Genomic DNA, 23,860 nt, shown 5'->3' with positions numbered 1-23,860 from the left:
CTGCCCTGAGGATCCTGCCGTGCCCGACATGAAGATATTCGCTGGTAACGCCGTACCAGAACTCGCCAAGAAGATAGCAAGCCGTTTATATATCAAACTGGGCGATGCCGAAGTCGGCCGTTTTAGCGACGGTGAAGTCAGTGTGCAAATCAATGAAAACGTCAGGGGATCTGACGTTTTTATTATCCAGTCTACTTGTGCGCCAACCAATGACAACCTGATGGAACTCATTGTTATGGTAGACGCCTTACGCCGCGCTTCTGCCGGTCGTATTACTGCAGTTATTCCTTACTTTGGTTATGCCCGCCAGGACAGACGCGTACGTTCTGCCCGTGTGCCTATTACTGCTAAAGTAGTGGCAGACTTTTTATCCAGCGTAGGTGTGGACCGTGTACTGACAGTAGATTTACACGCTGAGCAAATTCAGGGTTTCTTCGACGTGCCAGTGGACAACGTATTCGGCAGCCCTATTTTGCTGGACGATATGCGTAAACGTGAATTTGTTGCACCAGTGGTAGTGTCTCCGGATATAGGTGGTGTAGTACGTGCCCGTGCTATCGCCAAGCTGTTGAACGATGCCGACTTAGCCATTATCGATAAACGTCGTCCTAAGGCCAACGTGTCTCAGGTGATGCATATCATTGGTGATGTCAAAGATCGCGACTGTATTATTGTCGATGACATGATTGATACAGGCGGCACTTTATGCAAAGCCGCTGAAGCCTTAAAAGAACAAGGTGCAAAACGTGTATTCGCTTACGCGACTCACCCTGTGTTCTCTGGCAATGCAGCTGAAAACATCAGAAACTCAGTGATTGACGAGCTGATCATCACCGACACTATGCCACTGAGCGCTGAAATTCGCGCCATCGCCAAAGTGAAGCAGCTGACATTAAGCGATATGCTGGCCGAATGTATCCGTCGTATCAGCAACGAAGAATCTATCTCTTCGATGTTTGATTAATTTCAGACTGAAGATGTGAAGAAGGCACCGTTTGGTGCCTTTTTTTATGTCCATGGAGGGACGGTATGTCGAAAATGCAGGAGCATATTTTCGACGATGTCCATGGAAGGACGGTACGTCGCAACTGTCGGGAACGTTGTTGCGACGATAGCTGCTTTATCATTTGCAGCCTTAAAGCTCCAGTGATACCATAGCGCGCTTTTTTGCGTCGGCTGAATTTTAAAATTCAACTTTTTGGCCCACCGAAAAAGCTTCTTCCTGGGGTCAGGTCGCGGAACTCAGGGTCTATTAATTATTGGAGAATACCATGTCAAACGCCATTTACACGTTAAATGCAGAAGTCCGTACTGATTTAGGGAAAGGTGCGAGCCGCCGCCTACGTCATGCAGACAAAGTACCAGCTATCATTTACGGTGGTCACCAGGAAGCTCTGTCTATCACTTTAGATCACTCTAAATTGTTACAAGCTCAGGCTAACGAAGGTTTCTACACTCACATCCTGACTATCGTTGTTGGCGGTGAAGAAGTGAAAACTATAGTTAAAGCTATGCAACGTCACCCGTTCAAGCCAAAAGTTATGCACGTTGACTTCCAACGCGTAGAAGCTGGCCACGAGTTACACACTGTAGTTCCAGTACACTTCATCAACGAAGCTGCTGCAACTAAGAAAGGTGGCATCGTTGCTCACCACATCAACGAACTGGCTATCACTGTGTTACCACAGAACCTGCCAGAATTCATTGAAGTGGATTTAGCTGATGTTGCTGTTGGCGTAACTCTGCACTTGTCAGACATCAAAGTTCCTGCTGGCGTAACTATCACTGAGTTAGCCAAAGGCGCTGGTCATGACCAAGCCGTTGTATCTGTGAACAAGCCTGCTGGTAAAGCAGACGAAGACACAGCTGAGTAATGACTGAAGCAATTCAGTTAATTGTGGGCCTGGGTAATCCAGGCCCAGAATACAGCCAGACCCGCCACAACGCAGGTCAATGGTTTGTAGAACAACTTGCCCGCCGCTATAACGTTTCTCTTCGTCCTGATAGTAAATTTTTTGGCCTGACTGGTAAATTTGTCACCCAGGGTCAGGAATATAAACTGCTGATCCCCACTACTTATATGAATTTAAGTGGCAAATCCGTTGCAGCTATGGCGCAGTTCTATAAACTTTTACCCGAAAACATTCTGGTGGCTCACGACGAAATGGCGATAGCGCCCGGCGTAGCTAAATTTAAACTGGGTGGCGGCCATGCTGGTCACAATGGTTTAAAAGACATCACCAGTAAACTCGGCAATAATGCCAATTTTTATCGCCTGCGACTGGGTATTGGCCATCCTGGCCACAAAGATTTAGTCACAGGTTATGTGCTGGGCAAAGCACCGCAATCGGAACAGAAGCTGATCGACGAAGCTCTGGATGAATCGATGCGTTGTTTTGAACTTTGGTTAAGCGATGGTTTAATTAAAGCGCAGCACAGGTTACATAGTTTTAGCGCGGCTTAAGCAAAAGTTTAAGCGCGTCCGGTTCGCAAACAGCACGGCTTTGCCGTCTAAGCACAAAGGATACACCCATGGGTTTTAAATGTGGCATCGTTGGTTTACCAAACGTAGGTAAATCTACTCTGTTCAACGCACTGACAAAAGCTGGTATTGAAGCGGCTAACTTCCCGTTTTGTACTATCGAACCAAACACCGGTGTGGTGCCTGTGCCTGATTTGCGTTTACAGCAACTGGCCGACATTGTAAAACCACAACGTATACTGCCAACGACCATGGAATTCGTCGATATCGCAGGTTTGGTAAAAGGCGCGTCTAAAGGTGAAGGTTTAGGTAATAAGTTCCTGGCCAACATCCGTGAAACCGACGCCATTGGCCACGTAGTACGTTGTTTTGACGATGAAAACATCATCCACGTTGCAGGCAAAATTGATCCGGCTGACGACATCGATACCATCAATATGGAATTGGTATTGTCCGATATGGACAGCGCCGACAAAGCTATTTTCCGCGTTAGCAAAAAAGCCAAAGCTGGTGATAAAGACGCTAAAGCTGAAATGGAAGTGCTGGAAAAAGTTAAAAAGCATTTGGAATCAGGCTTAACTTTACGTCAGCTGGATTTAAGCGACGACGAAAAAGCGCTGGTGTCGTACATGAACTTCCTGACCATCAAACCTACGATGTACATAGCTAACGTACTGGAAGATGGTTTTGAAAATAACCCACACTTAGACGTAGTAAAAGCCATAGCCGCCAAAGAAGGCGCTATTGTGGTGTCTATTTGTGCTGCTATTGAATCTGAAATTGCCGAGCTGGAAGACAGCGAAAAAGCTGAATTCTTAGAGTCTATGGGCTTAGAAGAACCAGGCTTAAACCGCGTGATCCGTGGTGGTTATTCGCTGTTAAACCTGCACACTTACTTCACTGCTGGTGTAAAAGAAGTTCGCGCCTGGACTATTCCGGTTGGCGCCACAGCACCACAAGCAGCTGGCGTGATCCACACCGACTTCGAACGTGGTTTTATCCGTGCTCAAGTGGTGTCATACGACGACTTTATCGCCTGCAAAGGTGAAGCCGGAGCCAAAGAAGCAGGCAAACTGCGCGTTGAAGGTAAAACCTACGTCTGTAAAGACGGCGACGTAATGCATTTCTTGTTTAACGTTTAAGTTAGACTGCTCTGCCTTACCAGCCAAAACCGGACTTTTTAGTCCGGTTTTTTTTGTTTCATAAGATCATTCACTTGAAAGTATGAAGTTGTGATGGTTTTATAGTTGTACATGATATAGATACGGTTTTGCTCACTTCGATAAGAGTCTTTGAAAGATAGCTCGAATGTAAAAATGAATAATATTGCAGTTGCCACCCAAAGAATGGAGATCTTAAATGACTATTGAAGAATTCAAAAATTTAGCACAGGGAATCCAAGCAATATTGATCGCTATCGCTGCCATTATCGCTAGTGGTTGGGCTGTATATACCTTTCGCTCTTTATTATCAGTACAAAAAGCGACAATTGAACTTGAAAAAATCCAGACGGAATTAATCAAACATAAAGCAGAACTCAGCAGAATTCAGAAAGAGTTAGAATCTAAACCGATGGTACAAATTTCTGTCGAACCTTCTTTACTTAAAGGAAACAACAACCTGTTCATAAGGGTTAAAATAACGTTTGAGAATACAGGTAACACACAGGAATTCATTGACTGGGAGAAATCATCTATTACTGCTGCGTTAGTTCTAGGTATTACTGACGGTAAATTACTGCATACAGACCCTATCGTTGGAATTTTAGGTCGAATTAATGCATTTGCGGTAGGCGAACAGTTATGGCCAGGAGAAATAGCTACAGACGAAGCAATAATTCCTATCAACGAGCATGGCATTTACGTAATTGAAGTAAAGGGGAATCTTTCTGTCGAATCAGCTGCAATATTAAAAAATCAATCAGGCAAGGAATGTGACTCAATCATGGCAGGGACATCTCTATATTTTGACACTGGCTCTTAACTTGTAGGCTCAAGTCTTGCGGTGTGCGTTATTGCTGCAATTCACTTTTTACAGTCATCAGCAAAGGCTAAACCAACTACTGGCACCAAATCCCCATTGGGGCGCGAGCCGGACAAAATTGGGTGGCCAAGGTTTTAAGGCTGGGAGTGTCTGAGTGAGGAGCGGTAGCGACGAGCGAGTTGCCCAGCCGCCTTGGACGCACGATTTTGGGCCGGGCTTTCGCTGCGACCTGGGGTCGCCTTTTCTTTGGATACTTGTCTTTTGGCGAAGCAAAAGAAAGTATCTCGCCAAAGGCGAAACGCTTTGGGGCAAGCAAAGGCACCACATAAACTTAATCCAATAGATCTATAATTACTCAGCAAAACAAAACTTCAATCCAGAGCCCCCCAAAATGCCGATCACCCTGACCAAAACAACACCTGATGATCTGCACTACCTCTATCAAATTCAGCTCGATGACGATGCAAACCAGATGGCGGCTTTTACTTCTGAGAGTGGCACTGACTTCAATCTTTATTTTGAGAAGTATTCCAAACACCTGGACGATCCCAACATCAGCATGTGGACCATCAGACTTGAGCAACGAATTGTTGGTAGCGTGGCGAAGTTTCTCATTGCAGGAGATGCAGGCATCACTTATTGGATTGATAAAGAGTTCTGGGGGCAAGGCATAGCCACTGAAGCGCTGATGCAACTGCTTCAACACGAGACAGTCCGCCCCATTTATGCTTATGTCGCCTTTGATAATTCGGGCTCGCAGCGGGTGCTGGAAAAATGTGGGTTTCGTAAAGTAGCCACGGACAGAGGCTTTGCCAAAGCCCGACAAGCAGAGATTGAAGAGTTTATTTATCGACTGGATTAATTCTTAGCCCCCTCAGGCCGTTCGCCCCACCCCAGCCACTGCAAAATAACAGCATAAATTGAATTAACTCCAATTATGAAGTATCCTTTTACTAAAGAAATAGCGGAGAGTCATGATGTCGGCAAATACAGAGGCGGTATTACAGCAGGATCCGGAGAAAACGGCTCAGGTTGCGCTTAGCGTGTTTTTTAACATCATGAACGCCTGGCAGGTGAAAGCCAAAGACCAAATGGTTTTACTGGGCAAACCTGCTGAATCCACCTTTTACAACTGGAAAAAAGGCAAAATAGCCAGTTTGTCACCCGACACATTAGAGCGGATCTCCTACATCATGGGGATTTACAAAGCTTTAGGTATTTTATTTGCCAGCCGCGAGCAAGCTGACGCCTGGCCGCAGAAACCCAATGCAGCCTTTAACAATGAAACCGCTTTGGATTTTATGCTCAAAGGCAGCGTGATGCATTTAAGTGATATGCGCAGGTATCTTGATGCACAACGAGGTTAAAACCTGCCTGCCTGACTGGGACAAACTATATCGGCTGGTTCCCAGTCATTTCCCACCCATCAACTTGTTTGAAGAAGTCGCCAACCCTGCAGATCTGGACATAGTCTTTGCGCTGGAGTCGCTCACTAATGACAGGCTGCGGCAAGAAGCCGGTGATTTAGCTTTGGTGCCTTTAGAAGAACGCATTTCCGGCCCTGGCAGCTCTCCTGTGATGGCCGCTTTTACTCATATCAGGGCCGCAACCCGATTCAGCGATGGCACAGCTTATGGGGTGTATTACGCTGCAAACAGCTTAGCCACAGCCTTTGCAGAAACTATTTATCATCGTGAGCAATTTTTAGCCGCGACTCATGAGCCAGACACAGAACTGACGATGCGCTGCTATATCAATAAAGTAGTTTTGCCTCTGCACGATATCCGAAGTACTGAATTCAGCCATCTACACAGTAATGATTATGCAGCTCCACAACAGTTTGCAAAAACACTGCGAGCTTCAGGCAGTAATGGCTTGGTATACAACAGTGTTCGGCATCAAGGCGGGCAATGTATCGCTGCCTTTAAACCTAAAGCCGTCAGCATCCCTGTTCAAGCTGGACACTACAAATACGTCTGGAGCGGAAAAAAACAAAAAATTGAACATATATTGGAAGTCAGTCTGGTGAAGCTGTCTTAAGTGTTGAGGCTCAGCCCAGAATCTTGCTGGTCATTTGATATAGCAAGAACAAAGACTAAGCCGCAACTCCTGCCAATCTTTTAATTCAATGGCCCCCCTTCACCTTTTACGTTCTGATAAAAACTGCACTTTATTTGTGCTTTGCCTTTAAAAATAGTTGAAAAAGTTTCTCTTTCAGGTAAGTCTGTTTTACATCAAATACCTCTGTTTTCGGGAACTAAGTGGCTTGTTTTTTGGCACCTGAAAATGAAGAACGACCAACACCATCAATTTATTGGCTGACAGAGCGGGTTACATCCACTGGGCTTATCAGCTTATTGCCCCTGCTTCTTCAAGTGGCTTAGGGCTCTGCTTTATCTAAAACGGAAAAAGGAGTGTTTAATGAGTCAGCTAAATGAAACAACAGAAACTAAGACAATACAGCCAAATCCGGAAACACAACGATGGGGAGTGCTGGCTGTTTACGCTGTAGCCCTGCATAACGCGGCGTTATTTCGTCAGGATATGCTTGAAAAAGGCTTCCCGGCAGAGCGTTTGCTGACAGCTGAAAACAACTCTCCTACAGTCATACCAGGACTAAATACCTATCAGGCCGAAGGCCTGATTTTTAATACCCGTTACCAGTATCACCCCTTTGCTATTGTGATGTGCGAATCCACTGAAGAGGTGCAACAGGCCTACAAAACAGCAATACACTATAACCTGCCAGTCCGGGTCAGGGCTGGTGGCCATGATCATGCGGGCGAATGCAGCGGCGATAATGTGGTACTCATTGATGTGACAGGCATTAAAACTTTCTCATTAGATGACAAAGGTGTAGCCAGCATTGGTGCTGGTTATCGCTTCTATCAGCTAACACCAAAACTGGCTGAAAAAGACCGTATGATCGCGCACGGCACCTGCGCCACTGTTGGCCTTGCAGGTTTTATTCAGGGCGGAGGCTGGGGACCATGGACGCGAAAATATGGCATGTGCTGTGAGTATTTAACAGGTGCTACAGTGATCCTTGGTGATGGATCTAAAGTGAATGTAAGTGAAACTGAGCACCCACAACTGCTATGGGCACTGCGAGGGGGTGGTGGCATGAGTTACGGTATTGTCACTGAGTTCAAATTACAAACCTTTGAACTGCCAAAAGAAATCCATCGTTTTGAAATCGAATGGAATAGACCTGTACAAGCACAGGCCCAGCATAACTACTGCACACCTCAATCCAATGAAACCACTTTGGCCGTATTAAAAAGCTGGGAGAATGCCATTTCGTCAAAGGATACAGTGCAACTGCTTGGTACTAACCTTAAAATCAACGCCATCCCAGTTCCAGAGGGTGATTATGATGTCACTCAGCTGTACCACCACTGCTTAATGTATGGCTACTGGGAAGGAAACGAGACTGAACTACTGGGTTTCATTCATCGTTATTTCCCACAAGTCTCAGCACCACAAATCACCATACACCCAGCCAGTGGCGCCGGATATGACGATAAATACAATCATCAACTGATGGGTAACTGGGGCAGAAACTCACTCTACGATGTCAGCCGCAGGCTTGGTCAGACTGGCACCTTAGCCTTGGGTGGAACTCCTTTTACACCTGACTACGACGCTCCGGCGCCACATAAAATTACCTCGCGTTTTGTCGATCAAACCGGGCTGTCTGAACAGGGTTATCAGCAACTGCTGCATTCCCTGACCTCAACCTTGTTGCAGCTTGAAAACGAGCAGCAAGGGTTATTTAGCTATGTGACCTTAGGGGCTATTCAAGGCGAGTTTTACCAGACAAAGCAAAAGCTGCCGCAGATCGCATTCCCTTATCGCCAATGTCAATACACTATTCAATATCAAACCTGGTGGAATGAAGACATCAAGAAAAAAATCGAACAGCAAGATAATCTGGTGTATGTGGACGTCAATCGTGCCATGGACTGGATAGACACAGGTCGCTCAGCCAGTATTGAAGGAACACATGGCGCTTTTATTAGTTTTAAAGATCCGGCGATCCCCACTGAAATCTATTTTGGCGACAGCTATGAGCAGTTGGTGAAAATAAAAGCAACTTATGTGCAGGACCATTTTAATCACCTTCGCACACGCAAGACCATTATTTAGCCAAAAAGCATGGAAGCCACACAAGTGGCTTCCATTTAAAACAGCATAAACCTAAGCCGCAGTTCTATTCTGCGGAGAGGCAAGCCTATTAAGCGGCCCTGTAGTTATCCAACATGGTATAACTTCGGGCATAAAGCGCAAAAACAGCAGCTGCCACTAAGGCAAAACCTGCGAAGAAAAACATTAAAAAGGCGGTTTCCGATAAGCCTGTCGCTTCGACTTGCGACAATACGGTTTCACTGCGAATACTGTTATTCGCCAGCAGCACCCATAAGTTACCCACTGTGACCGATAACTGCCAGAAGCTGGTAATAGTGCCTTTCATGGCTGCAGGCGCCTGGCTGTAGGCAAACTCTAAGCCTGTGGCCGATACCAATACTTCGCCAAAGGTTAACAGTGCATAAGGCAATACCTGCCAGACAATAGACATCACAGTGCCACCGTCCATCGCCAGTTGTACTGAGCCAATCACAATCCAGCTTAAGCCCGCAAAAGCGATACCAGCACCCATACGGCGTAATGCTGTAATACGCACACCACAACGCTCCAACAACGGGTACAGCACCATATGATTAAAAGGGATCAGCAGCATCACCAGCAGCGGGTTTAGCGCCTGCATCATGGCGGGTTCAAACCAGTCCGGTTTGCTCATATCATTGGCTTGTAAAATCCAGGTCGAAGCTTTTTGATCAAACAAAGACCAGAAAGGCGTCACCAAAGCAAACAAAATTAAAATACGCAGCACTGAACGCACACCATCTACGGCTATATCAGGGTGTACACCCCGAGCCCTATCCAGCTGAATAGCTGCACCAGCACCACCAAAACCCATCACCAGCACTAAAGCTAAACAAAAAGCTGCGACAAAACCTAAAGTTGGGGTTTGGCTTAAACTAAAAATCGCCAAAGCAAAACCTACTAAAGCCAGATAGAGGCCGCCATTGGCCTTGCCCGATTCTTTGGCGAATAAAGCGGTTCTCACTACTTTTAAAAAGCTGTGTGGGTTTTTAGGCTCTGGTGCTATATGCACATAACGTTTACGACCGAGCCAGAAAAACAAGGTGGCTAAAGCCATCAGAATGCCTGGTATACCGAAGGCCACTGCAGCACCAAAGTGCTTTAAGGTCAGTGGCATCAGCAAGGACGCAAAAAAGGAGCCGAAGTTAATAGTGAAATAGAAGATATCAAAGGCTTTTTGCGCCAGCTTTTTATTACTCTGGTCAAATTGGTCACCCATAAAGGCCGAAACTAAGGGTTTAATGCCGCCCGACCCCAGCGCTATCAGAAACAAGCCGGTGTAAAAGCCTTCCTTACTGGTTTCAAACAAGGCCAAAAACAAATGGCCAATACAGTACACAATACTCAGCCATAAAATGGTGTTGTATTTGCCAAGGTAACGGTCTGCTAACCAGCCACCTAATAAAGGGAAAAAGTAAACACCAATCACAAAGGAGTGAAATACTTCTTTCGCCATAGAGGCGCGCATTTCTTCAGGTATAGATAACAGCAAAGCTGTCATTAAAAAGGGCGTTAAAATATTGCGCATACCGTAGAAGCTGAAACGCTCACAAGCTTCACTGGCAATAATATAGGGGATTTGTCGTGGCCAACGGGCCTGTTTTACATCTGTGGACATGGGTTTTCCTTCTGCTGACTCCATAGCTGTGGAGTTTCTTTTTTAGTTTTAATAACAAACCGATACTACCCCATCAGTCGTATAAGCCCAAGTACAGAGCGGAAAAACCGAAAAAACTGGCTGTGTTGACATCAACTTGCATAGAAAACCAGCAAACAAACCGAATAGATAAAGATGTGGCAAAAAAACGGTTGACGCAAAAAAGCCTGATGAGCATAATACGCGCCACTTGCTTAGGACAACTAAGACATAGTGGCTACATAGCTCAGCTGGTTAGAGCACAGCACTCATAATGCTGGGGTCGCAGGTTCGATTCCCGCTGTAGCCACCACTTAATTTGTTCGTCCAGTGTTTGCGGAAATGGCGAAATTGGTAGACGCACTGGATTTAGGTTCCAGCGCCGCGAGGCGTGAGAGTTCGAGTCTCTCTTTCCGCACCAAGCAAGTAAGAATTCTGCAGTTTCTGCAGGGGTATAGCCAAGCGGTAAGGCAGCGGGTTTTGATCCCGCCATTCTGGGGTTCGAATCCCTGTACCCCTGCCATTTAATTGAAGTGGCAGTGTAATCATCAAATTACACAATTTTAGCTACAACAGTTCTGCAGGGGTATAGCCAAGCGGTAAGGCAGCGGGTTTTGATCCCGCCATTCTGGGGTTCGAATCCCTGTACCCCTGCCATAAATTGGAACCCAGCCTCGGCTGGGTTTTTTCTTTTCTGTTATCTTCATTTCCTTTGATTTCAGGCGCGCAGAAAGAGCAGAGCTTTCGCTGTAAAAGCTCTGTGAATTACCTAAGCCCTTTTAAGCCTTTTGATCCCAAACCATCCTATAACACCAACTCCAGCCAGTAACAACGTCAACAGCAGCCATTTAAAAGGCCTTAGCATTTGTCTGAGCTTGAGTTCAAGGTTGTGGTGTTGCCGTTGTTTGGCTGCGACAAAATCCGGCTCAGGGCAGTTCTGACCGAATTCAGCCCCCCAGCTGACATAAGGCCCATGTTGCAAATAGTGCTGATAATAGCCTTGCGCCAGTTCTGGCTGGCGTATTAATAGCCATTTTGTCGAATGACACAAAGTTGCCGCAAAAGCCTGGCTGTTTTTTGGCACCAGCTCTGCAGATTGTGCCGACAAGTCAGCAGCAAGGTGCCGGTAATGAAACCTGCTGTTGTATTTTGGCGCTGAACTGCCTAAACGCTGTAACTCAGCAACAGGCAGAGTTTGTGATCTGCTTTCGTCTTCGTAAGGTTCAAGCTGGCCATAAAACACCTGATAATCTGGTGCCAGTTCAAAACCTAATAACTCCAGGCCATGCACTCTGGCCAGTTTTGCCTGTTCAAACAAAGCTTCAGCTTTGGCATTGTCAGTCCAGCTACTTTGGGCAGCTTCGGCATAGCTCTGATACTGCTTTGCCAGTTGCTTTAATTCGGGGTCAACAAAATAGGCTTGTGCTTGCTGGTAGTGACCTGCCCTCATTAAGCGTCTGGCTGTTAAATGATGCAATAACACTTCTACCGACGTATCACCAAAATAATGCCACTCGCTTTTCTCCGGTACTGCAGTCACAGGATGCAAAGCGACAAAGCTTCTCAGTTCATCCAGCGTCAGTACCCGTTCAGCTATATAAGCCGTATCTTGCCAATACTCCATACCGGCAGCCGTCAGCAGAGAAATCGCCTGCAGGTAATCGCCCCGACTTAATTCCAGAATGCCGTGTTCGGCCTGCACACGACAATAGTGTTGGGTTTGCAGGTCTTCGATTGAGACTTTGCTGTAGTAGTCTTGCTGCACCGGCACCACTTTGGTTTGGGTGAGCATTGGGGCAAAAGATTTACTGGCTTTGGCATAAAACTCTGCAGCCTTAGCTGTGTCCCCTGCTTTTAATGCCATTTTTGCCCGCAACGTAAAGGCCAAAGCCGTTTGATCCACATGAGGTAATAACTGCTCGCTCAAAGCAAACTGACCTTGCTGGTAGGCGGCGACGGCCAGCTGTGTTGCATTGTGCAGCTGAATATCCGGCACCTGGTTCAACACAACAAGCAAACGCTGTAACTGATCTGGATCTATATAACTTAAAGCACTGAACTGCGTCATCAGGTAGCGGCTTAATAAAGCCGCTACAGCAGGAATTTGCACCAGCGGCATTAACTCCTGATCCGGCATAGAAGCCAGCTCTTTACTTAACCACAACAAAGAAGCGCGGCCACTCTCACTCCAGCGGCTTTGCGCTGCATACAAAGCTATAGCTATAGTCCAGTCCCCTTGTTGCTTCGCAAGTTTGGCCTGCTCGCCTAAACTGGCCACAGCCAGCTGCAAAGGATCGGCAAGGCCAGAAGCCACTTCCTGCTGTAACTGCTGATACAAAGCCATGACTTCAGCCCGGTGATCCACATCGTATTGCCGTAACAAAACCCGGCTCAGTGAATACAAAACCCAGCTGCGTCTTTGCTGCTGTTGCTCCAAAGGCAAAGCCAGCACCTGACGAAATAATTCAATAGCCTGCTGATCCTCTTTTTGTGCAAAAGCCACAGCAGCTGCAGTGTAGAAACGTAGTTCAGCAGGTAAAGCTTCACCTACGGCTAAAGCTTGCTGCACTGTGGCGCTTTGCCGCATCTGCTGAACTATTAAGGACTGTTCTTTACTGAGCAACTGCTGCTCAGCTTGTTCTGTGGCACTAAGCCAACGCTCGTTCTGATAATCATAACTGTCTGCAAAAACAGTAGCGCCAGCCTTTGCTAACACAACAGAAAAGTCAGGCACAGTGGAAGCCAAAGCCTGAATTTCAACTAAAAACACCGGTTCTGTCAGTGCCGCAAAGGTGTGAGCTCTGTCTGAACTCAGCATCATCGGAAAATCCGGACCACAGGCCCAGGCACTGCTGCATAACGCAAGGCTGCTGAACAGCAAGCTTCTGTTAAATTTCAGCATAAAATCATCCTTGAGAATGAAAGAGGGTTAAGTTTTTACATAAAGCCCAGCCTAGCACTAAAGCTTGACCGGGTTGCAGCATAGCCTCAGTTTTGGTTAAAACAAACTGCAGCTGATTTTTGTTTTTTGAAAAGTCTGGCTTGTAGCCTGAGACCGCATCAGCAGCACTGCAAGAGCTGCCCGACAGGCGGATTTGGGCCGGCAACTGAGCCGCCACAAAACCATGGTTTTCCGCCACCAGTTCAAATTGTGGAGCTATGCCCTGCACTCTTAGCTTTAACTCAGCGGCCAGAGGTTTGCCCGAACTAACCGCCTGTAACTGTGCATAAGACCAACTACGTTTGTCGGATGGCAAAGGCAGTCGAAACCAGACCAGCCCTTGCAGCAGCGGCCAGTGTTGTTGCTGCAACCACAGACTAAAGTCCTGCACTGCCGCAGCATCCAGCCATAATTCCTGCCGTTTGGCCTGACTTTGTAGTGGCTGTTCACTTTCAACCAACCAACCTTGTTCTTGTTGCAATAAAGCTGAATGATACGAAGGCACAGCAATATAAAAAGGCTTTTGCGCCTGCTGTGCTAATTGTTGTGCCCAGTTTTTGGCAAGTTCGGCCTGAAACAGCCCCTGCTCTGGTGATAACACAGAATGCACCTGTAAGGTCAGTTGATCCGCCTGCTGTTGCAGTTCAGACCAACCCGGCTTGCCTAACCAGTCCGGTAAAGCGGTAATAGCCACAGCAAGAGTCTGAGGCAATAGCTGACGTAACTCTTTGATCCAACCAGCATAAGATGCGAGCTGGCTGCTGGCACAGTCATAATCCAGCTCCAGTTGAGTCACCTTCACCCCTTGCTGTTGCCATAACTGCAGCAGCGTTGTGAGTTTTTGCTGCAACAACGCTGTTGGTAACAGTTTTAACTGACCATCAAGCCGCACCACCAGATGCACAGGCCGTCCATCGGCAGCCAGCAGAGGTAAATCAACTTTCGCTTCTGTCCAGACGGGGCCAGCTTTGGTCTGATGCAGCTGCAAAGCCAATACCCTCAGTACAGTGAAATCTGCTTTGCTTTGTGCCAAAGCCCCGGCATGTTCAGCAGTCCAGAGTCGCTGCCAGATATAAATATGCTGAGAAAAAGCAGAGCTGCCCTGTGGGCTGCAGGAGCATAATATGCAAAGGCTGAGCACCAGACCGAGTAGTTTGAATTGAGACTTCAAGCGCTGTACTTAGTTAACGAAGGAATACCCGGAGTATAAGGCCCTGCACAGTGGCAGGGCCATAGCTTTAGATCAGAAACTATCTGCAGTAATTTCTACTTGTGTCACTTCGCCATAAGTTTTGGCGATGTCTTTAATGGCTTCAGCCTTGCCGACCAGCACAAATTGCAGCTGATCTTTTGGGAAGTAGCTGTTGATCAGGCGTTTGCTTTCAGCCACTGTCAGTTGATCCACTTTACTTTGGAAACTATTGATAAAGTCCTGATTAAAACCATACAGATACATATCACCTAACAAACCAGCTAAAGCAGTATTAGTTTCAAAACGAGGTGGAAACTGGCCTTTCACATAAGCTTTGGCTGAATCCAGTGTGACCTGGTCTATGCCTTTGTCCCATAGACGCTGATAAGTCTTCAAAGCCAAATCCACAGCAGCCTGAGTGCTTTCGGTTTTGGTAAAACTGCCGATACTAAAAGTACCGCTGGCTGAATAGCGATCAAAACCAGAGCCGGCACCATAAGTTAAACCAGAATTTACCCTCAGCTCGTCGTTCAGCCAGGAGGTAAAACGGCCACCTAACACAGTATTCACCACACTGATGCCCACATAATCCGGGTTGTCCTGTTTAATGGCGATGCCACCAAGACTAAAAGTGGTTTCTATCGCATCGGATTTATTGACCAGCAAGACTTTGGCTTTTGCTGCTTTTGGCAAAGCTGCAGTTAAATCAGGCTGTTGCGCTGCTGCACCGTTTTTCCAACTGGCAAACAACTTTTGCAACTGCGCTTTCATCACCTCTGGTTTGAAGTCACCCACTATACTAATCGCCGTATTGCCCGGCTGATAATAACTTTGATGGAAGCTTTTGACCTGCTGCTGGCTGATGCTCTGTAATGAAGCTGCCGTGCCTGAAACCGCATTACCGTATGGGTGAGCGCCAAATACCAGTTTATTAAAGTACTGATCGATCACCATACGTGGACTTTCTTTGGCCTGAGCAACGGCAGCAACCTGACGTGCTTTTAACTTCTCAAACTCTGTTGCGTCAAAAGCAGGCTGAGTCAGTACCTGATGAAATACAGCAAGCATTTGTTCTGTGTCTTTCGCCATAAAATCAGCACGCAGACTGGAACCTTCCATAGAGCCATCACTGTGTAAACTGGCCCCTAAAAAGTCGACCAGTTGTTCAATTTGCGCTTTGCTTTGACCACCAGCGCCCAACAATAACGCCTGACTGGTCAGTTGGGCTAAACCTGCCACTTTGTCGTTGACGGCACCAGCACGCACTGTGGCCTGCACTGTGATTAAGGGGACTTCATGCTGGGGTAATAAAAATACAGTTAAGCCATTGTCCAGTTTCAATTGCTCATAAGCTGGTAACTGGAAACTGCCTGGGTTGTTTTGCTGATCAGCCATCACCGGCAAGGCAAATACAAAAGAGCTCAGCAGCGCCAGTGCTACTACTTTTGGGGCTTTCATTAGATGCTTCATAGATCTTTATCCTCAGCAGAGTCCAGCACAGCAACAGTGCGGTTGGATTTTTTCAGGTAACTTTGTGCAACCCGCTGAATATCAGCAGCCGTCACTTTCTGATACTCTTTTGGCGCATCAAACAGCTTCTGATAGCTGCCAAAATACAACTCATAGGTGCCAATAATATCGGCTTTACCATTGATGGTTTCCATTTCACGGTAAAACTGCATCAGCTTCTGGTTTTTGGCTTTTTCCAGCTCGTTTTGACTCACCCCCTCTTTGGCGACTTTATTGATCACTGCAATCAAAGCAGCTTCAAGTTCAGCCGCTTTTACGCCAGGACTGGCGATGGCCATCGTATAAAACAAGTTAGGGTCAAAGGACATAGGCAAATAACTAAACACATCCACGGCCAGTTCTTTGTCCACCAGGCCCTGATACAAACGTGAGCTGTTGCCCTGACTCAGAATAGAATTCAGTAAATCCAGCGCATAATAATCCGGGCTGGAGCTGGCAGGAATATGAAAACCTAAGAGTATATTCGGGCTGGTAACTGAAGCTTTTTGCACATAAACCCGACGCTCGCCTTTTTGCTCTGGCTCTACAGTACGCACAGCTTCAGGCTCTGGCTGAGAGGGAATAGGCGCAAAATACTGCTCCGCCAGCTTTTTCACTTCAGCTAACTTCACATCTCCTGCAACCACCATCACTGCATTATTCGGCGCGTAGTAGGTTTTATGAAAACGTTTTAAATCATCCAAAGTCCAGGCTTTGATATCAGACTCATGACCAATGACAGACCAGCTATAAGGATGGGCTAAAAATGCCACACCTTTCAGTGCTTCATGCATAGTTTGGAAGTTAGAATTTTCAAGGCTGGTTGAGCGCTCAGACGTCACCACACCTCTTTCGCTTTCGACCATTTTGGCGTTGATATCCAGATGGGCTATGCGGTCTGCTTCCAAATCAAAAATGGTCTCCAGTACATTGGCCGGAAACCAGTTGGTATAGACTGTTAAATCTTCAGTGGTGTACGCATTATTGGCGCCACCTGCGGCTTCCATGGTTTGGTCAAACATCTTTGGACCATACTTTTTAGCGCCGTTAAACATCATATGTTCAAAAAAGTGCGAAATCCCTGTAATGCCCGGATATTCGTTGCGCGAGCCTACTTTCCAGAATAAATAGCTGTTGGCATTAGGAATAGATGTATCTTCCAGCACCAGAATTTTCATGCCATTTTTAAGCGTAAAGCTTTGAATATCTTTAGCTTCTGTCGCCTGAGCTGAACTGATCATCAGCCCAAGCATCAGCGCCAAAGCCGACTGTTTTAACTTCATACTCACTCCCTGCCAATATTTAACCAAAGTTTTGCCTTGCTCTTTCTTCCAGACAAGGGAAGGAGAAAAGCAAAGTAAAAGTTTAAGACTAATCGAAAAACAAAAACGCCCTGCAACAAAATTGTTACAAGGCGTGTATTTTTTGATGACGCACAGCGGAACAATGAGTTAGTCAGGCTTGTCCTGAGCAAAGTCTAACTCGCCTTTATCTGTCCAATACAAGGGGCGGACACGAGTATGGCGATTGCCATCCTGCAGCGGATTGCCCTGAATGTCTTTGTAATCACGGGCGTGGTACAGCATTAAGTCCGTTACCCCATCTTCGGCCACTACAAAGCTGTTATGACCCGGGCCAAAACGTTTGAGTTTATCATTGGTGTAAAACACAGGTTTGGGCGCTTTGCTCCAGCTTTCGGTTTTCAGCAAGTCGGCATCAGTTGATGCGGTTAAAAGCCCCATAGCGTATCTATGATCAGTCGCACTGGCGGAATAAGCCAGCCAGACTTTACCATGTTTGATCAGTACTGCAGCGCCTTCATTAACTTTATAACCTAAACGCTCCCAATCCAAAGTGGGCTCTGTTAACAAAGTAGCGGGCAATTGCAGCTCTGTAGCACTGTTCATTTTGGCTATCCACAAGGCGCTGTTATAGCTTTTGTTTTTATCCTGCTGCGCCCACACCAGATAATGCTGGCCCTGATGCTCAAAATGAGTGGCATCCAGATTAAAACTATCCCAGCCTGTGTTCAGTGGCCCCAGCTCTTGCCACTCTCCTTGCAATGGATCAGCAGAGCTGTTTTTCAGCACATAAGTGCGAATATGAAAAGCTTGATCGGCCTGACCCGCAGCAAAGTAGATATACCAGCTGCCGTCTATACGGTGCAGTTCAGGTGCCCAGATATTGGCACTCATTGGGCCTTTATCTTTTTTACGCCAAATGACTTTAGGTTCAGCATCAGCCAGCCCTTGAATACTGCTGCTGTGGCGCAATTCAATACGATCAAATTCAGGCACTGAAGCGGTAAAAAAGTAAGAGTCGGCAGCAGCACGATAGACCCAGGGATCTGCCCGGTTTTTAATCAAAAGACCAGTATCTTGCGCCAACAGATTAAAACTCAGCAGGCTTATCAATAAAAAATTAACCAGCTTCCACATCACAACCTCCGCTTTTTTGTATGGCCGTCCAATCCAGCACCGCCAGTTCAGACTCAGGCAAGCCCTGATAAGGCGACTGATAAATCAATAAACTACCTGCATCTGGTTCGGCATTTAACTGTTCTTCAGTTAAACCTTGTCGCGCTGTGGTAACAAACAGCAGGTTTAAATCAGGCCCACCAAAAGCCAGACACGTCGGTTGATTGACAGGTAAAGCGTGTAATGCAGTTTGCTGTCCTGAAGGCGAAAAACGGGCTATAGCAGCGCCGCCCCATAAAGCACAGAGCAAATGGTCTTCTGCATCTATCACAGCACCGTCAGGTTCTGCGCCCTTGGGTACTGTGGCAAACAACTGCGGCTGACCTACGGAGCCTTTAGTTGAGTCAAACCTATAAGAATAAATCTCTCCTGTGGGTGAATCGGCGTGATACATAATGCTGCTGCTTTTATTCCAGCACAGGCTATTTGGAATCTGTAAGCCGGTTATCACCGCATCACAACCCTGCTGATCCAGCCGATATAAAGTGCCATGCTGGCCCTGATCCTGCTCTTTCATAGTGCCAGCCCAAAACCGGCCCTGATGATCGATACGGCCATCGTTCATGCGATTGCCGGATAAATGTGGTTCAGGTTTCACCAACCAGAAAATGTTTTGAGTTTGTGGCTGATACAAAGCAAAACCCGACTCAAAGGCCACCAGCATCGAATAATCTGCCCGCATTGGGTCATGTGCATTTAATAAAGCAAAACAGCTGATACGCTCAGGCAACGGAAAACTATTAAGCTGCAATGAAGGCCAGAACAACTGATATAAAAAGCGGCCATGAATGTCAGTCCACCAGACTGACTGAGTAGCTCCATGCCAGATTATGCCTTCGCCTAATTTGTTTTTAAGTGGGATGCTGTGCAATAAGGTGAAGTCGCTCATGCCTTACCTCCGGCTTTACTTTGCCATTTTTTGCTAAATAGATCTTTACTAAGGAGTTTTTGCAAAGCGATAAAGAAAAACAGCAGACCCCCTATGACTATTTTGCTCCACCAACTGCTTAAGCTGCCGTCAAAATTGATATAGGTTTGAATAAGGCCCATCAGTAAGACACCCAGCACTGTGCCAATAATAAAACCACTGCCGCCCGTGAGTAAGGTACCGCCTATCACCACAGCAGCTATCGCATCCAGCTCTACGCCAACTGCGGACAGGGCATAACCTGAGTAGGTATAGAAACTAAAAATAATACCGGCCATAGCCGCCAGCATACTGCTTGAGGCGTACAACAAAATGGTAGTACGGGCGACAGGAACCCCCATCAGTTGAGCTGACTGGCTATTGCCTCCCAAGGCATAGACATAAGAGCCAAAGCGACTGTAGTGAGTAAGTACCAACATCAGCAGCACTAAAGCTATGGTGAGCAGAGAAGTAGCACCCAGCCAGCCGCCATCGGGTAGCTCCAATCCAAATTCTGCTACCGCATCATAAAAAGGATGTTCAATAGCCACAGACTCTTCACTTAATAAAGTCGCCACACCACGGGCTAAAAACATACCGGCCAAAGTGACAATAAAAGGCTGCAACTGGTAATACTGAATTAAAGCGCCCATACCAGCGCCAAAAAGCGCAGCACAAGGCACTATCAGGGCAAAAGCCAGTAGCGGATGCCACTGATAAGGCCCAATCAGCAAGGCTGCTGCCACGCCGCTTAACGCAATCACAGAACCGACTGACAAATCGATGCCACCGGATAAAATCACCAGCGTCATACCCAAAGCTGTTACCAGCAAAAAGGCATTGTCGCTAATCAGGTTAGTAACCACTCGCAGACTGGTAAAACCATCAAACTGGCTGGCACCAGCGCCAAACATCAACAGCACCAGGGCAAAAGTGATCCACAAAGGTAAATAAGTGCGGGACATCAGGCTTTTCCTCCACGCAGCTTGCCAAAACTAAACAGGGTTTTAAGCTGATTGCGAAAGAGTTCAGACTGCAGCATGAGCACAAGCAATATGACTAAAGCTTTGATCAATAAGTTAAATTTGGAAGGTAACCCACTGACGACTATGGTGGTGCTTAGCGCCTGAATAATCAGCACCCCTATCACAGCACGAGGCAAGGAGAAACGCCCTCCTGTTAAGGCTGCGCCGCCTATCACCACAGCTAAAATGGCATCCAGCTCTAACCATAAGCCAGCGTTGTTGGCGTCCGAGCCCTGAATATCTGCTGTGGCAATAATGCCAGCCAAAGCAGCACAGCCGCCAGCCAGTAAATACACCGTCAGCTTGATGCCTCTGTCGTCTATGCCCAAATAACGACTGGCTTTGGCGTTACAACCCACAGCTTCAATAAATAAGCCTAAAGCTGTGCGTCTGAGCAACAACTGCATCATAAGCAGCGCCAGCAACACCAGCCAGACAGGCACGGGCAAAGCTAAAAAGGAGCCTGAACCTAAAGCAGCAAAGTCAGGGTTCTGAAAGGTAACAATCTGGCCCTGGTTTAATAGCTGCGCCACACCACGACCTGCCACCATCAACACCAGCGTGGCGACTATAGGCTGAATACCGAGATAGCTGACCATAAAGCCATTCAGCAACCCACAGCCTAAACCTGTCAGTACAGCCAGACCTATGACTGCAGGAATGGACCAGTCTCCCAGTACCAATAAGTTAGCGCACACTGCGCCGCAAATTGCCATCACAGCGCCGACCGACAGATCAATACCACCAGTGGCTATGACTAAACTCATACCGATAGCCAGCAATGCCACAGGCGCACTGCGATTCACAATATCAATCAAAGGCCCATACAAACGGCCATCCTGCCATTGCAGTGAAAAAAACTGCGGGTCCAGCAGCAAATTCACCAGCAATAACAAAGCTAAAGCCAGCAACGGATAGAGGTATAAGCTAAATTGATGCACCGACTGGCCAGGGCTATAACGCGCCTGCCTCGCGGCTTTTAATTGGTCAGACTGGGTAGAATTCAACACTGTTGTCTCGTTCGTCATACACTGGCTCCTGCGATAGCCGCCATAATGCGATCCGGGTTCAGATCTTCACCACTTAACTCTGCTACCTTTTTCCGGTCACGCATGACCACCACTTTGCTGGAAAAAGCTGTGAGTTCCTCCAGCTCAGACGACGTCACCAATAAAGACATGCCCTGCTGACAAAGCTGCCGGATCAGCTGCAGAATTTCTGCATGAGCGCCAATGTCTATGCCACGGGTAGGTTCGTCCAGTAACAACAGCTTTGGCTCCACCGCCAGCCAACGTGCCAGAATCACTTTTTGCTGATTGCCACCACTTAGTTGGCCTATAGGTTTATCAGCGTCCGGTGTGGCAATTTGTAGTTTTTCAATATAAAAATCAGCCAGTTGTTGCTGCTTCTTTTTCGAAATCACCCGCCACCAGCCTTGTTTGGCCTGCAGCGCTAAGCTGATATTTTCCCGGATGGATAAAGGCGCAATCATGCCCTGGGATTTACGATCCTCAGGACAAAGTGCAATACCAAGGGCTATGGCTTGCGCTGGACTAGTCAGTTTAATGGGCTTACCTGCAAAACTTAAAAAGCCGCCATCAGCTTGATCCAAACCAAACAGCAGACGACAAATTTCGGTACGACCTGAACCTAATAAACCCGCTAAACCCACAGCCTGGCCTTGAGGTAAATCCAGATCCAACTGCTGCACCGACTGACCAGAATTTAATTGCCGCGCTGTCAAGATAGATACTGAGTGTTCCACAACCTGACAAGGTGCTTGATGAAGCTGCTGACACAGCTCTTTACCCAGCATAGCGGCAATTAACTCTGCTTTATTTAAATTGGCGGTCTGGTATTCACCGACAAAACAGCCGTTACGCATAACTGTAATGCGATCACTAATTTGATAAACCTGATCCAAAAAGTGAGTGATAAAAACTATGGCCACACCCTGCTGCTTTAGCTGGCGCAGCACTTGGAATAAAACCTGAACTTCATCGGCGTCTAAACTGGCGGTGGGTTCATCCAGTACCAGCACTTTGGTGCGAGCAGCACCTCGCTTAGGTGCTATACCTCGGGCTATCGCCACCAACTGCTGCACTGCAACTGAGAACTCAGATAAAGGCGCTGTGACATCAATACTAAGGCCAAAACTGCTTAATAATTGCCGAGCCTGATTTGCCATAGCTTTTTTATCAATGAAGCCAAAACGCTTAGGTTCTGAACCTAAAAACAGGTTATGCGCTACGGATAAATTCGGCAGTAAATTCACTTCCTGATACACAGTGCTGATACCAGCTTGCTGTGCATCTTTAGGCGTAGCAAAACTGAAAGCTGTGGAATCCAACAGCAGTTCGCCGCCATCTTTTTGCAGCACCCCTGTCATCACTTTAACTAAAGTAGATTTACCGGCGCCATTTTCACCTAATAAGGCATGCACTTCACCGGCATATAAACTCAGCTGGGCTTGCTGCAGTGCTTTTACACCGGGGAAGTGTTTATCTATCTGCCGTAGTTGCAGCACTAGCTTGGCGGCATTGTTGATCTGTTCTGACATCAGAAGCTCCTGAATAACCAAAAGAGTGGATTAATTCAGGCGTCTTTTTTCATATTCAGCGGCAGCCGTATCCTGCAGGAATAAATCCCCTGTGGTACGGATCAGCTTTTCTGTGTCTTTTTTACCTTTCAGATAAGCTTCAATCACATCAAAAGCCGGGCCACCTAAATGCGGGTTCAGCTCCACTGTGGCATTGGCATCACCATCCGCCATGGCTTTAAAGTAATCAGGCACAGCATCCACAGACACCACCAGCAAATCTTTACCCGGCTTCAGGCCCGCTTCTTTAATGGCCTGAATAGCACCTAAAGCCATTTCATCGTTATGAGCCCAGAGTGCGCAAATGCCTTTGCCGCCCTGCTCAGCTTTGAGCAAAGACTCCATCACTTCTTTGCCTTTGGCGCGGGTAAATTCAGCGGTCTGACTGCGGACAATCTTGGCTTGTGGGTGTTGCGCCAGGACTGCGTTAAAACCTTTAGCACGGTCGATTGCTGCTGTAGCTCCGACAGTACCTTGCAATTCGATGATATTGCATTTGCTTTGAGCCTGGGGTTGACTCATTAACCAGGTTGCGGCTTTGCGGCCTTCTTCAACAAAGTCGGAAGCAATACGGGTCACAAATAACGACTCGTCCTGCACTTGCACATTACGGTCTACTATCACAACTGGAATACGGGCACGTTTGGCTTCTCTCAGCACCGGAGTCCAGCCGGTTTCGACTACTGGGGCAATGATAATGGCGTCCACACCCTGAGCAATAAAACTACGCACTGCTTTGATCTGGTTTTCCTGCTTTTGCTGCGCATCGGAAAACTTCAGCTCTATGCCGCGTTTTTTTGCTTCAGCTTTAACAGATTCAGAAAAACTGGTACGCCAGCCGCTTTCAGAACCCACCTGAGCAAAACCTACAGTGGTGGCAAAACTACTGTGACAGACTAAATACAGGCCAAGACCTGCAACTATGGATTTGATTCTCATACA

General features: G+C 47.0%; 20 protein-coding genes and 4 tRNA genes. 13 read left to right on the top strand and 11 right to left on the bottom strand.

Going from position 1 to position 23,860, the window contains the following annotated elements; translation table 11 throughout:
• The first annotated feature begins 19 nt into the window (after nt 1–19).
• From J2W69_RS16490 to J2W69_RS16450, 9 genes are all read left to right on the top strand, one after another.
• The gene (locus J2W69_RS16490) at nt 20–964 is read left to right on the top strand and encodes a ribose-phosphate pyrophosphokinase (protein WP_040555222.1); all 945 of its coding nucleotides are present in this window, start codon (nt 20–22) and stop codon (nt 962–964) included.
• Between the two features lie 307 nt (nt 965–1,271).
• Nucleotides 1,272–1,874 (top strand): 50S ribosomal protein L25/general stress protein Ctc, encoded by a 603-nt coding sequence (locus J2W69_RS16485; protein ID WP_310280579.1) that lies wholly within the window; start codon nt 1,272–1,274, stop codon nt 1,872–1,874.
• Nucleotides 1,874–2,464, top strand: coding sequence for an aminoacyl-tRNA hydrolase (gene pth, locus J2W69_RS16480; protein WP_233081445.1), 591 nt, complete (start codon nt 1,874–1,876; stop codon nt 2,462–2,464). Before J2W69_RS16485 ends, pth begins: the two co-directional genes overlap by 1 nt.
• Before the next feature lie 68 nt (nt 2,465–2,532).
• Nucleotides 2,533–3,624 carry a redox-regulated ATPase YchF gene (gene ychF / locus J2W69_RS16475; protein ID WP_300928394.1) on the top strand — a complete coding sequence of 364 codons (1,092 nt, stop codon included), beginning with the start codon at nt 2,533–2,535 and terminating at the stop codon, nt 3,622–3,624.
• Nucleotides 3,625–3,841: 217 nt separating this feature from the next.
• Nucleotides 3,842–4,465: a hypothetical protein gene (locus J2W69_RS16470; RefSeq protein ID WP_310280572.1), complete on the top strand. Its 624-nt coding sequence runs from the start codon at nt 3,842–3,844 to the stop codon at nt 4,463–4,465.
• A 391-nt stretch (nt 4,466–4,856) separates the two neighbouring features.
• On the top strand, nt 4,857–5,327 hold the full coding sequence (locus J2W69_RS16465; protein WP_310280571.1) for a GNAT family N-acetyltransferase: 471 nt from the start codon (nt 4,857–4,859) through the stop codon (nt 5,325–5,327).
• A 112-nt stretch (nt 5,328–5,439) separates the two neighbouring features.
• Nucleotides 5,440–5,832 carry an MbcA/ParS/Xre antitoxin family protein gene (locus tag J2W69_RS16460; protein ID WP_310280569.1) on the top strand — a complete coding sequence of 131 codons (393 nt, stop codon included), beginning with the start codon at nt 5,440–5,442 and terminating at the stop codon, nt 5,830–5,832.
• Nucleotides 5,816–6,505, top strand: coding sequence for an RES family NAD+ phosphorylase (locus J2W69_RS16455; protein ID WP_310280567.1), 690 nt, complete (start codon nt 5,816–5,818; stop codon nt 6,503–6,505). The genes J2W69_RS16460 and J2W69_RS16455 overlap by 17 nt, the downstream gene beginning before the upstream one ends.
• A 381-nt stretch (nt 6,506–6,886) precedes the next feature.
• On the top strand, nt 6,887–8,614 hold the full coding sequence (locus J2W69_RS16450; protein WP_310280564.1) for an FAD-binding oxidoreductase: 1,728 nt from the start codon (nt 6,887–6,889) through the stop codon (nt 8,612–8,614).
• An 88-nt stretch (nt 8,615–8,702) separates the two neighbouring features.
• Here J2W69_RS16450 and J2W69_RS16445 read toward each other — a convergent pair whose 3' ends face one another.
• Nucleotides 8,703–10,250 carry a POT-type proton-dependent oligopeptide transporter gene (locus J2W69_RS16445; protein ID WP_310280562.1) on the bottom strand — a complete coding sequence of 516 codons (1,548 nt, stop codon included), beginning with the start codon at nt 10,248–10,250 and terminating at the stop codon, nt 8,703–8,705.
• 254 nt (nt 10,251–10,504) lie between these two features.
• Between J2W69_RS16445 and J2W69_RS16440 the strand changes: the two genes are divergently transcribed.
• The 4 genes from J2W69_RS16440 (at nt 10,505) to J2W69_RS16425 (ending at nt 10,925) form a co-directional block, all read left to right on the top strand.
• A tRNA-Met gene (locus J2W69_RS16440) sits at nt 10,505–10,581 on the top strand.
• 23 nt (nt 10,582–10,604) lie between these two features.
• A tRNA-Leu gene (locus J2W69_RS16435) sits at nt 10,605–10,689 on the top strand.
• Nucleotides 10,690–10,716: 27 nt separating this feature from the next.
• Nucleotides 10,717–10,791, top strand: a tRNA-Gln gene (locus tag J2W69_RS16430).
• A 59-nt stretch (nt 10,792–10,850) separates the two neighbouring features.
• Nucleotides 10,851–10,925 (top strand) — tRNA-Gln (locus J2W69_RS16425).
• 112 nt (nt 10,926–11,037) lie between these two features.
• Here J2W69_RS16425 and J2W69_RS16420 read toward each other — a convergent pair.
• From J2W69_RS16420 to J2W69_RS16375, 10 genes are all read right to left on the bottom strand, one after another.
• Entirely contained in the window at nt 11,038–13,170 is a 2,133-nt protein-coding gene (locus J2W69_RS16420; RefSeq protein ID WP_310280560.1) for a hypothetical protein, read from the bottom strand.
• 4 nt (nt 13,171–13,174) lie between these two features.
• Entirely contained in the window at nt 13,175–14,380 is a 1,206-nt protein-coding gene (locus J2W69_RS16415; protein ID WP_310280559.1) for a DUF3142 domain-containing protein, read from the bottom strand.
• Nucleotides 14,381–14,452: 72 nt separating this feature from the next.
• A complete protein-coding gene (locus J2W69_RS16410) occupies nt 14,453–15,871 on the bottom strand; it encodes a M16 family metallopeptidase (RefSeq protein ID WP_310280558.1) in 1,419 nt (472 codons plus the stop codon).
• The gene (locus J2W69_RS16405) at nt 15,868–17,193 is read right to left on the bottom strand and encodes a M16 family metallopeptidase (RefSeq protein ID WP_310280557.1); all 1,326 of its coding nucleotides are present in this window, start codon (nt 17,191–17,193) and stop codon (nt 15,868–15,870) included. Before J2W69_RS16405 ends, J2W69_RS16410 begins: the two co-directional genes overlap by 4 nt.
• A gap of 168 nt (nt 17,194–17,361) precedes the next feature.
• Nucleotides 17,362–18,348, bottom strand: coding sequence for a glycoside hydrolase family 43 protein (locus J2W69_RS16400; protein WP_310280556.1), 987 nt, complete (start codon nt 18,346–18,348; stop codon nt 17,362–17,364).
• Nucleotides 18,332–19,276, bottom strand: coding sequence for an SMP-30/gluconolactonase/LRE family protein (locus tag J2W69_RS16395; protein ID WP_310280555.1), 945 nt, complete (start codon nt 19,274–19,276; stop codon nt 18,332–18,334). Before J2W69_RS16395 ends, J2W69_RS16400 begins: the two co-directional genes overlap by 17 nt.
• Nucleotides 19,273–20,259, bottom strand: a complete 987-nt coding sequence (yjfF, locus tag J2W69_RS16390; RefSeq protein WP_310280554.1) for a galactofuranose ABC transporter, permease protein YjfF — start codon at nt 20,257–20,259, stop codon at nt 19,273–19,275. The genes J2W69_RS16395 and yjfF overlap by 4 nt, the downstream gene beginning before the upstream one ends.
• Nucleotides 20,259–21,347 (bottom strand): ABC transporter permease, encoded by a 1,089-nt coding sequence (locus tag J2W69_RS16385; protein WP_310280553.1) that lies wholly within the window; start codon nt 21,345–21,347, stop codon nt 20,259–20,261. The genes yjfF and J2W69_RS16385 overlap by 1 nt, the downstream gene beginning before the upstream one ends.
• The gene (locus J2W69_RS16380; protein WP_310280552.1) at nt 21,344–22,879 is read right to left on the bottom strand and encodes a sugar ABC transporter ATP-binding protein; all 1,536 of its coding nucleotides are present in this window, start codon (nt 22,877–22,879) and stop codon (nt 21,344–21,346) included. The genes J2W69_RS16385 and J2W69_RS16380 overlap by 4 nt, the downstream gene beginning before the upstream one ends.
• 30 nt (nt 22,880–22,909) lie before the next feature.
• On the bottom strand, nt 22,910–23,857 hold the full coding sequence (locus J2W69_RS16375) for an ABC transporter substrate-binding protein (protein ID WP_310280551.1): 948 nt from the start codon (nt 23,855–23,857) through the stop codon (nt 22,910–22,912).
• Nucleotides 23,858–23,860: the final 3 nt, after the last annotated feature.

Source organism: Rheinheimera soli (assembly GCF_031457405.1).
Taxonomy (GTDB): Bacteria; Pseudomonadota; Gammaproteobacteria; order Enterobacterales; family Alteromonadaceae; genus Pararheinheimera; species Pararheinheimera soli_A.
The sequence above is the reverse complement of the archived record's forward strand: the minus strand, read 5'-3'. Positions and strand labels throughout refer to the sequence as shown.

Excerpts from the sequence above, each read along its gene's own strand:
- J2W69_RS16485 (WP_310280579.1), top strand. The coding sequence starts at position 1,272 with ATGTCAAACGCCATTTACACGTTAAATGCAGAAGTCCGTACTGATTTA.
- pth (WP_233081445.1), top strand. The coding sequence starts at position 1,874 with ATGACTGAAGCAATTCAGTTAATTGTGGGCCTGGGTAATCCAGGCCCA.
- ychF (WP_300928394.1), top strand. The coding sequence starts at position 2,533 with ATGGGTTTTAAATGTGGCATCGTTGGTTTACCAAACGTAGGTAAATCT.
- J2W69_RS16470 (WP_310280572.1), top strand. The coding sequence starts at position 3,842 with ATGACTATTGAAGAATTCAAAAATTTAGCACAGGGAATCCAAGCAATA.
- J2W69_RS16465 (WP_310280571.1), top strand. The coding sequence starts at position 4,857 with ATGCCGATCACCCTGACCAAAACAACACCTGATGATCTGCACTACCTC.
- J2W69_RS16460 (WP_310280569.1), top strand. The coding sequence starts at position 5,440 with ATGATGTCGGCAAATACAGAGGCGGTATTACAGCAGGATCCGGAGAAA.
- J2W69_RS16455 (WP_310280567.1), top strand. The coding sequence starts at position 5,816 with ATGCACAACGAGGTTAAAACCTGCCTGCCTGACTGGGACAAACTATAT.
- J2W69_RS16450 (WP_310280564.1), top strand. The coding sequence starts at position 6,887 with ATGAGTCAGCTAAATGAAACAACAGAAACTAAGACAATACAGCCAAAT.
- J2W69_RS16445 (WP_310280562.1), bottom strand. The coding sequence starts at position 10,250 with ATGTCCACAGATGTAAAACAGGCCCGTTGGCCACGACAAATCCCCTAT.
- J2W69_RS16420 (WP_310280560.1), bottom strand. The coding sequence starts at position 13,170 with ATGCTGAAATTTAACAGAAGCTTGCTGTTCAGCAGCCTTGCGTTATGC.
- J2W69_RS16410 (WP_310280558.1), bottom strand. The coding sequence starts at position 15,871 with ATGAAGCATCTAATGAAAGCCCCAAAAGTAGTAGCACTGGCGCTGCTG.
- J2W69_RS16405 (WP_310280557.1), bottom strand. The coding sequence starts at position 17,193 with ATGAAGTTAAAACAGTCGGCTTTGGCGCTGATGCTTGGGCTGATGATC.
- J2W69_RS16400 (WP_310280556.1), bottom strand. The coding sequence starts at position 18,348 with ATGTGGAAGCTGGTTAATTTTTTATTGATAAGCCTGCTGAGTTTTAAT.
- J2W69_RS16395 (WP_310280555.1), bottom strand. The coding sequence starts at position 19,276 with ATGAGCGACTTCACCTTATTGCACAGCATCCCACTTAAAAACAAATTA.
- yjfF (WP_310280554.1), bottom strand. The coding sequence starts at position 20,259 with ATGTCCCGCACTTATTTACCTTTGTGGATCACTTTTGCCCTGGTGCTG.
- J2W69_RS16385 (WP_310280553.1), bottom strand. The coding sequence starts at position 21,347 with ATGACGAACGAGACAACAGTGTTGAATTCTACCCAGTCTGACCAATTA.
- J2W69_RS16380 (WP_310280552.1), bottom strand. The coding sequence starts at position 22,879 with ATGTCAGAACAGATCAACAATGCCGCCAAGCTAGTGCTGCAACTACGG.
- J2W69_RS16375 (WP_310280551.1), bottom strand. The coding sequence starts at position 23,857 with ATGAGAATCAAATCCATAGTTGCAGGTCTTGGCCTGTATTTAGTCTGT.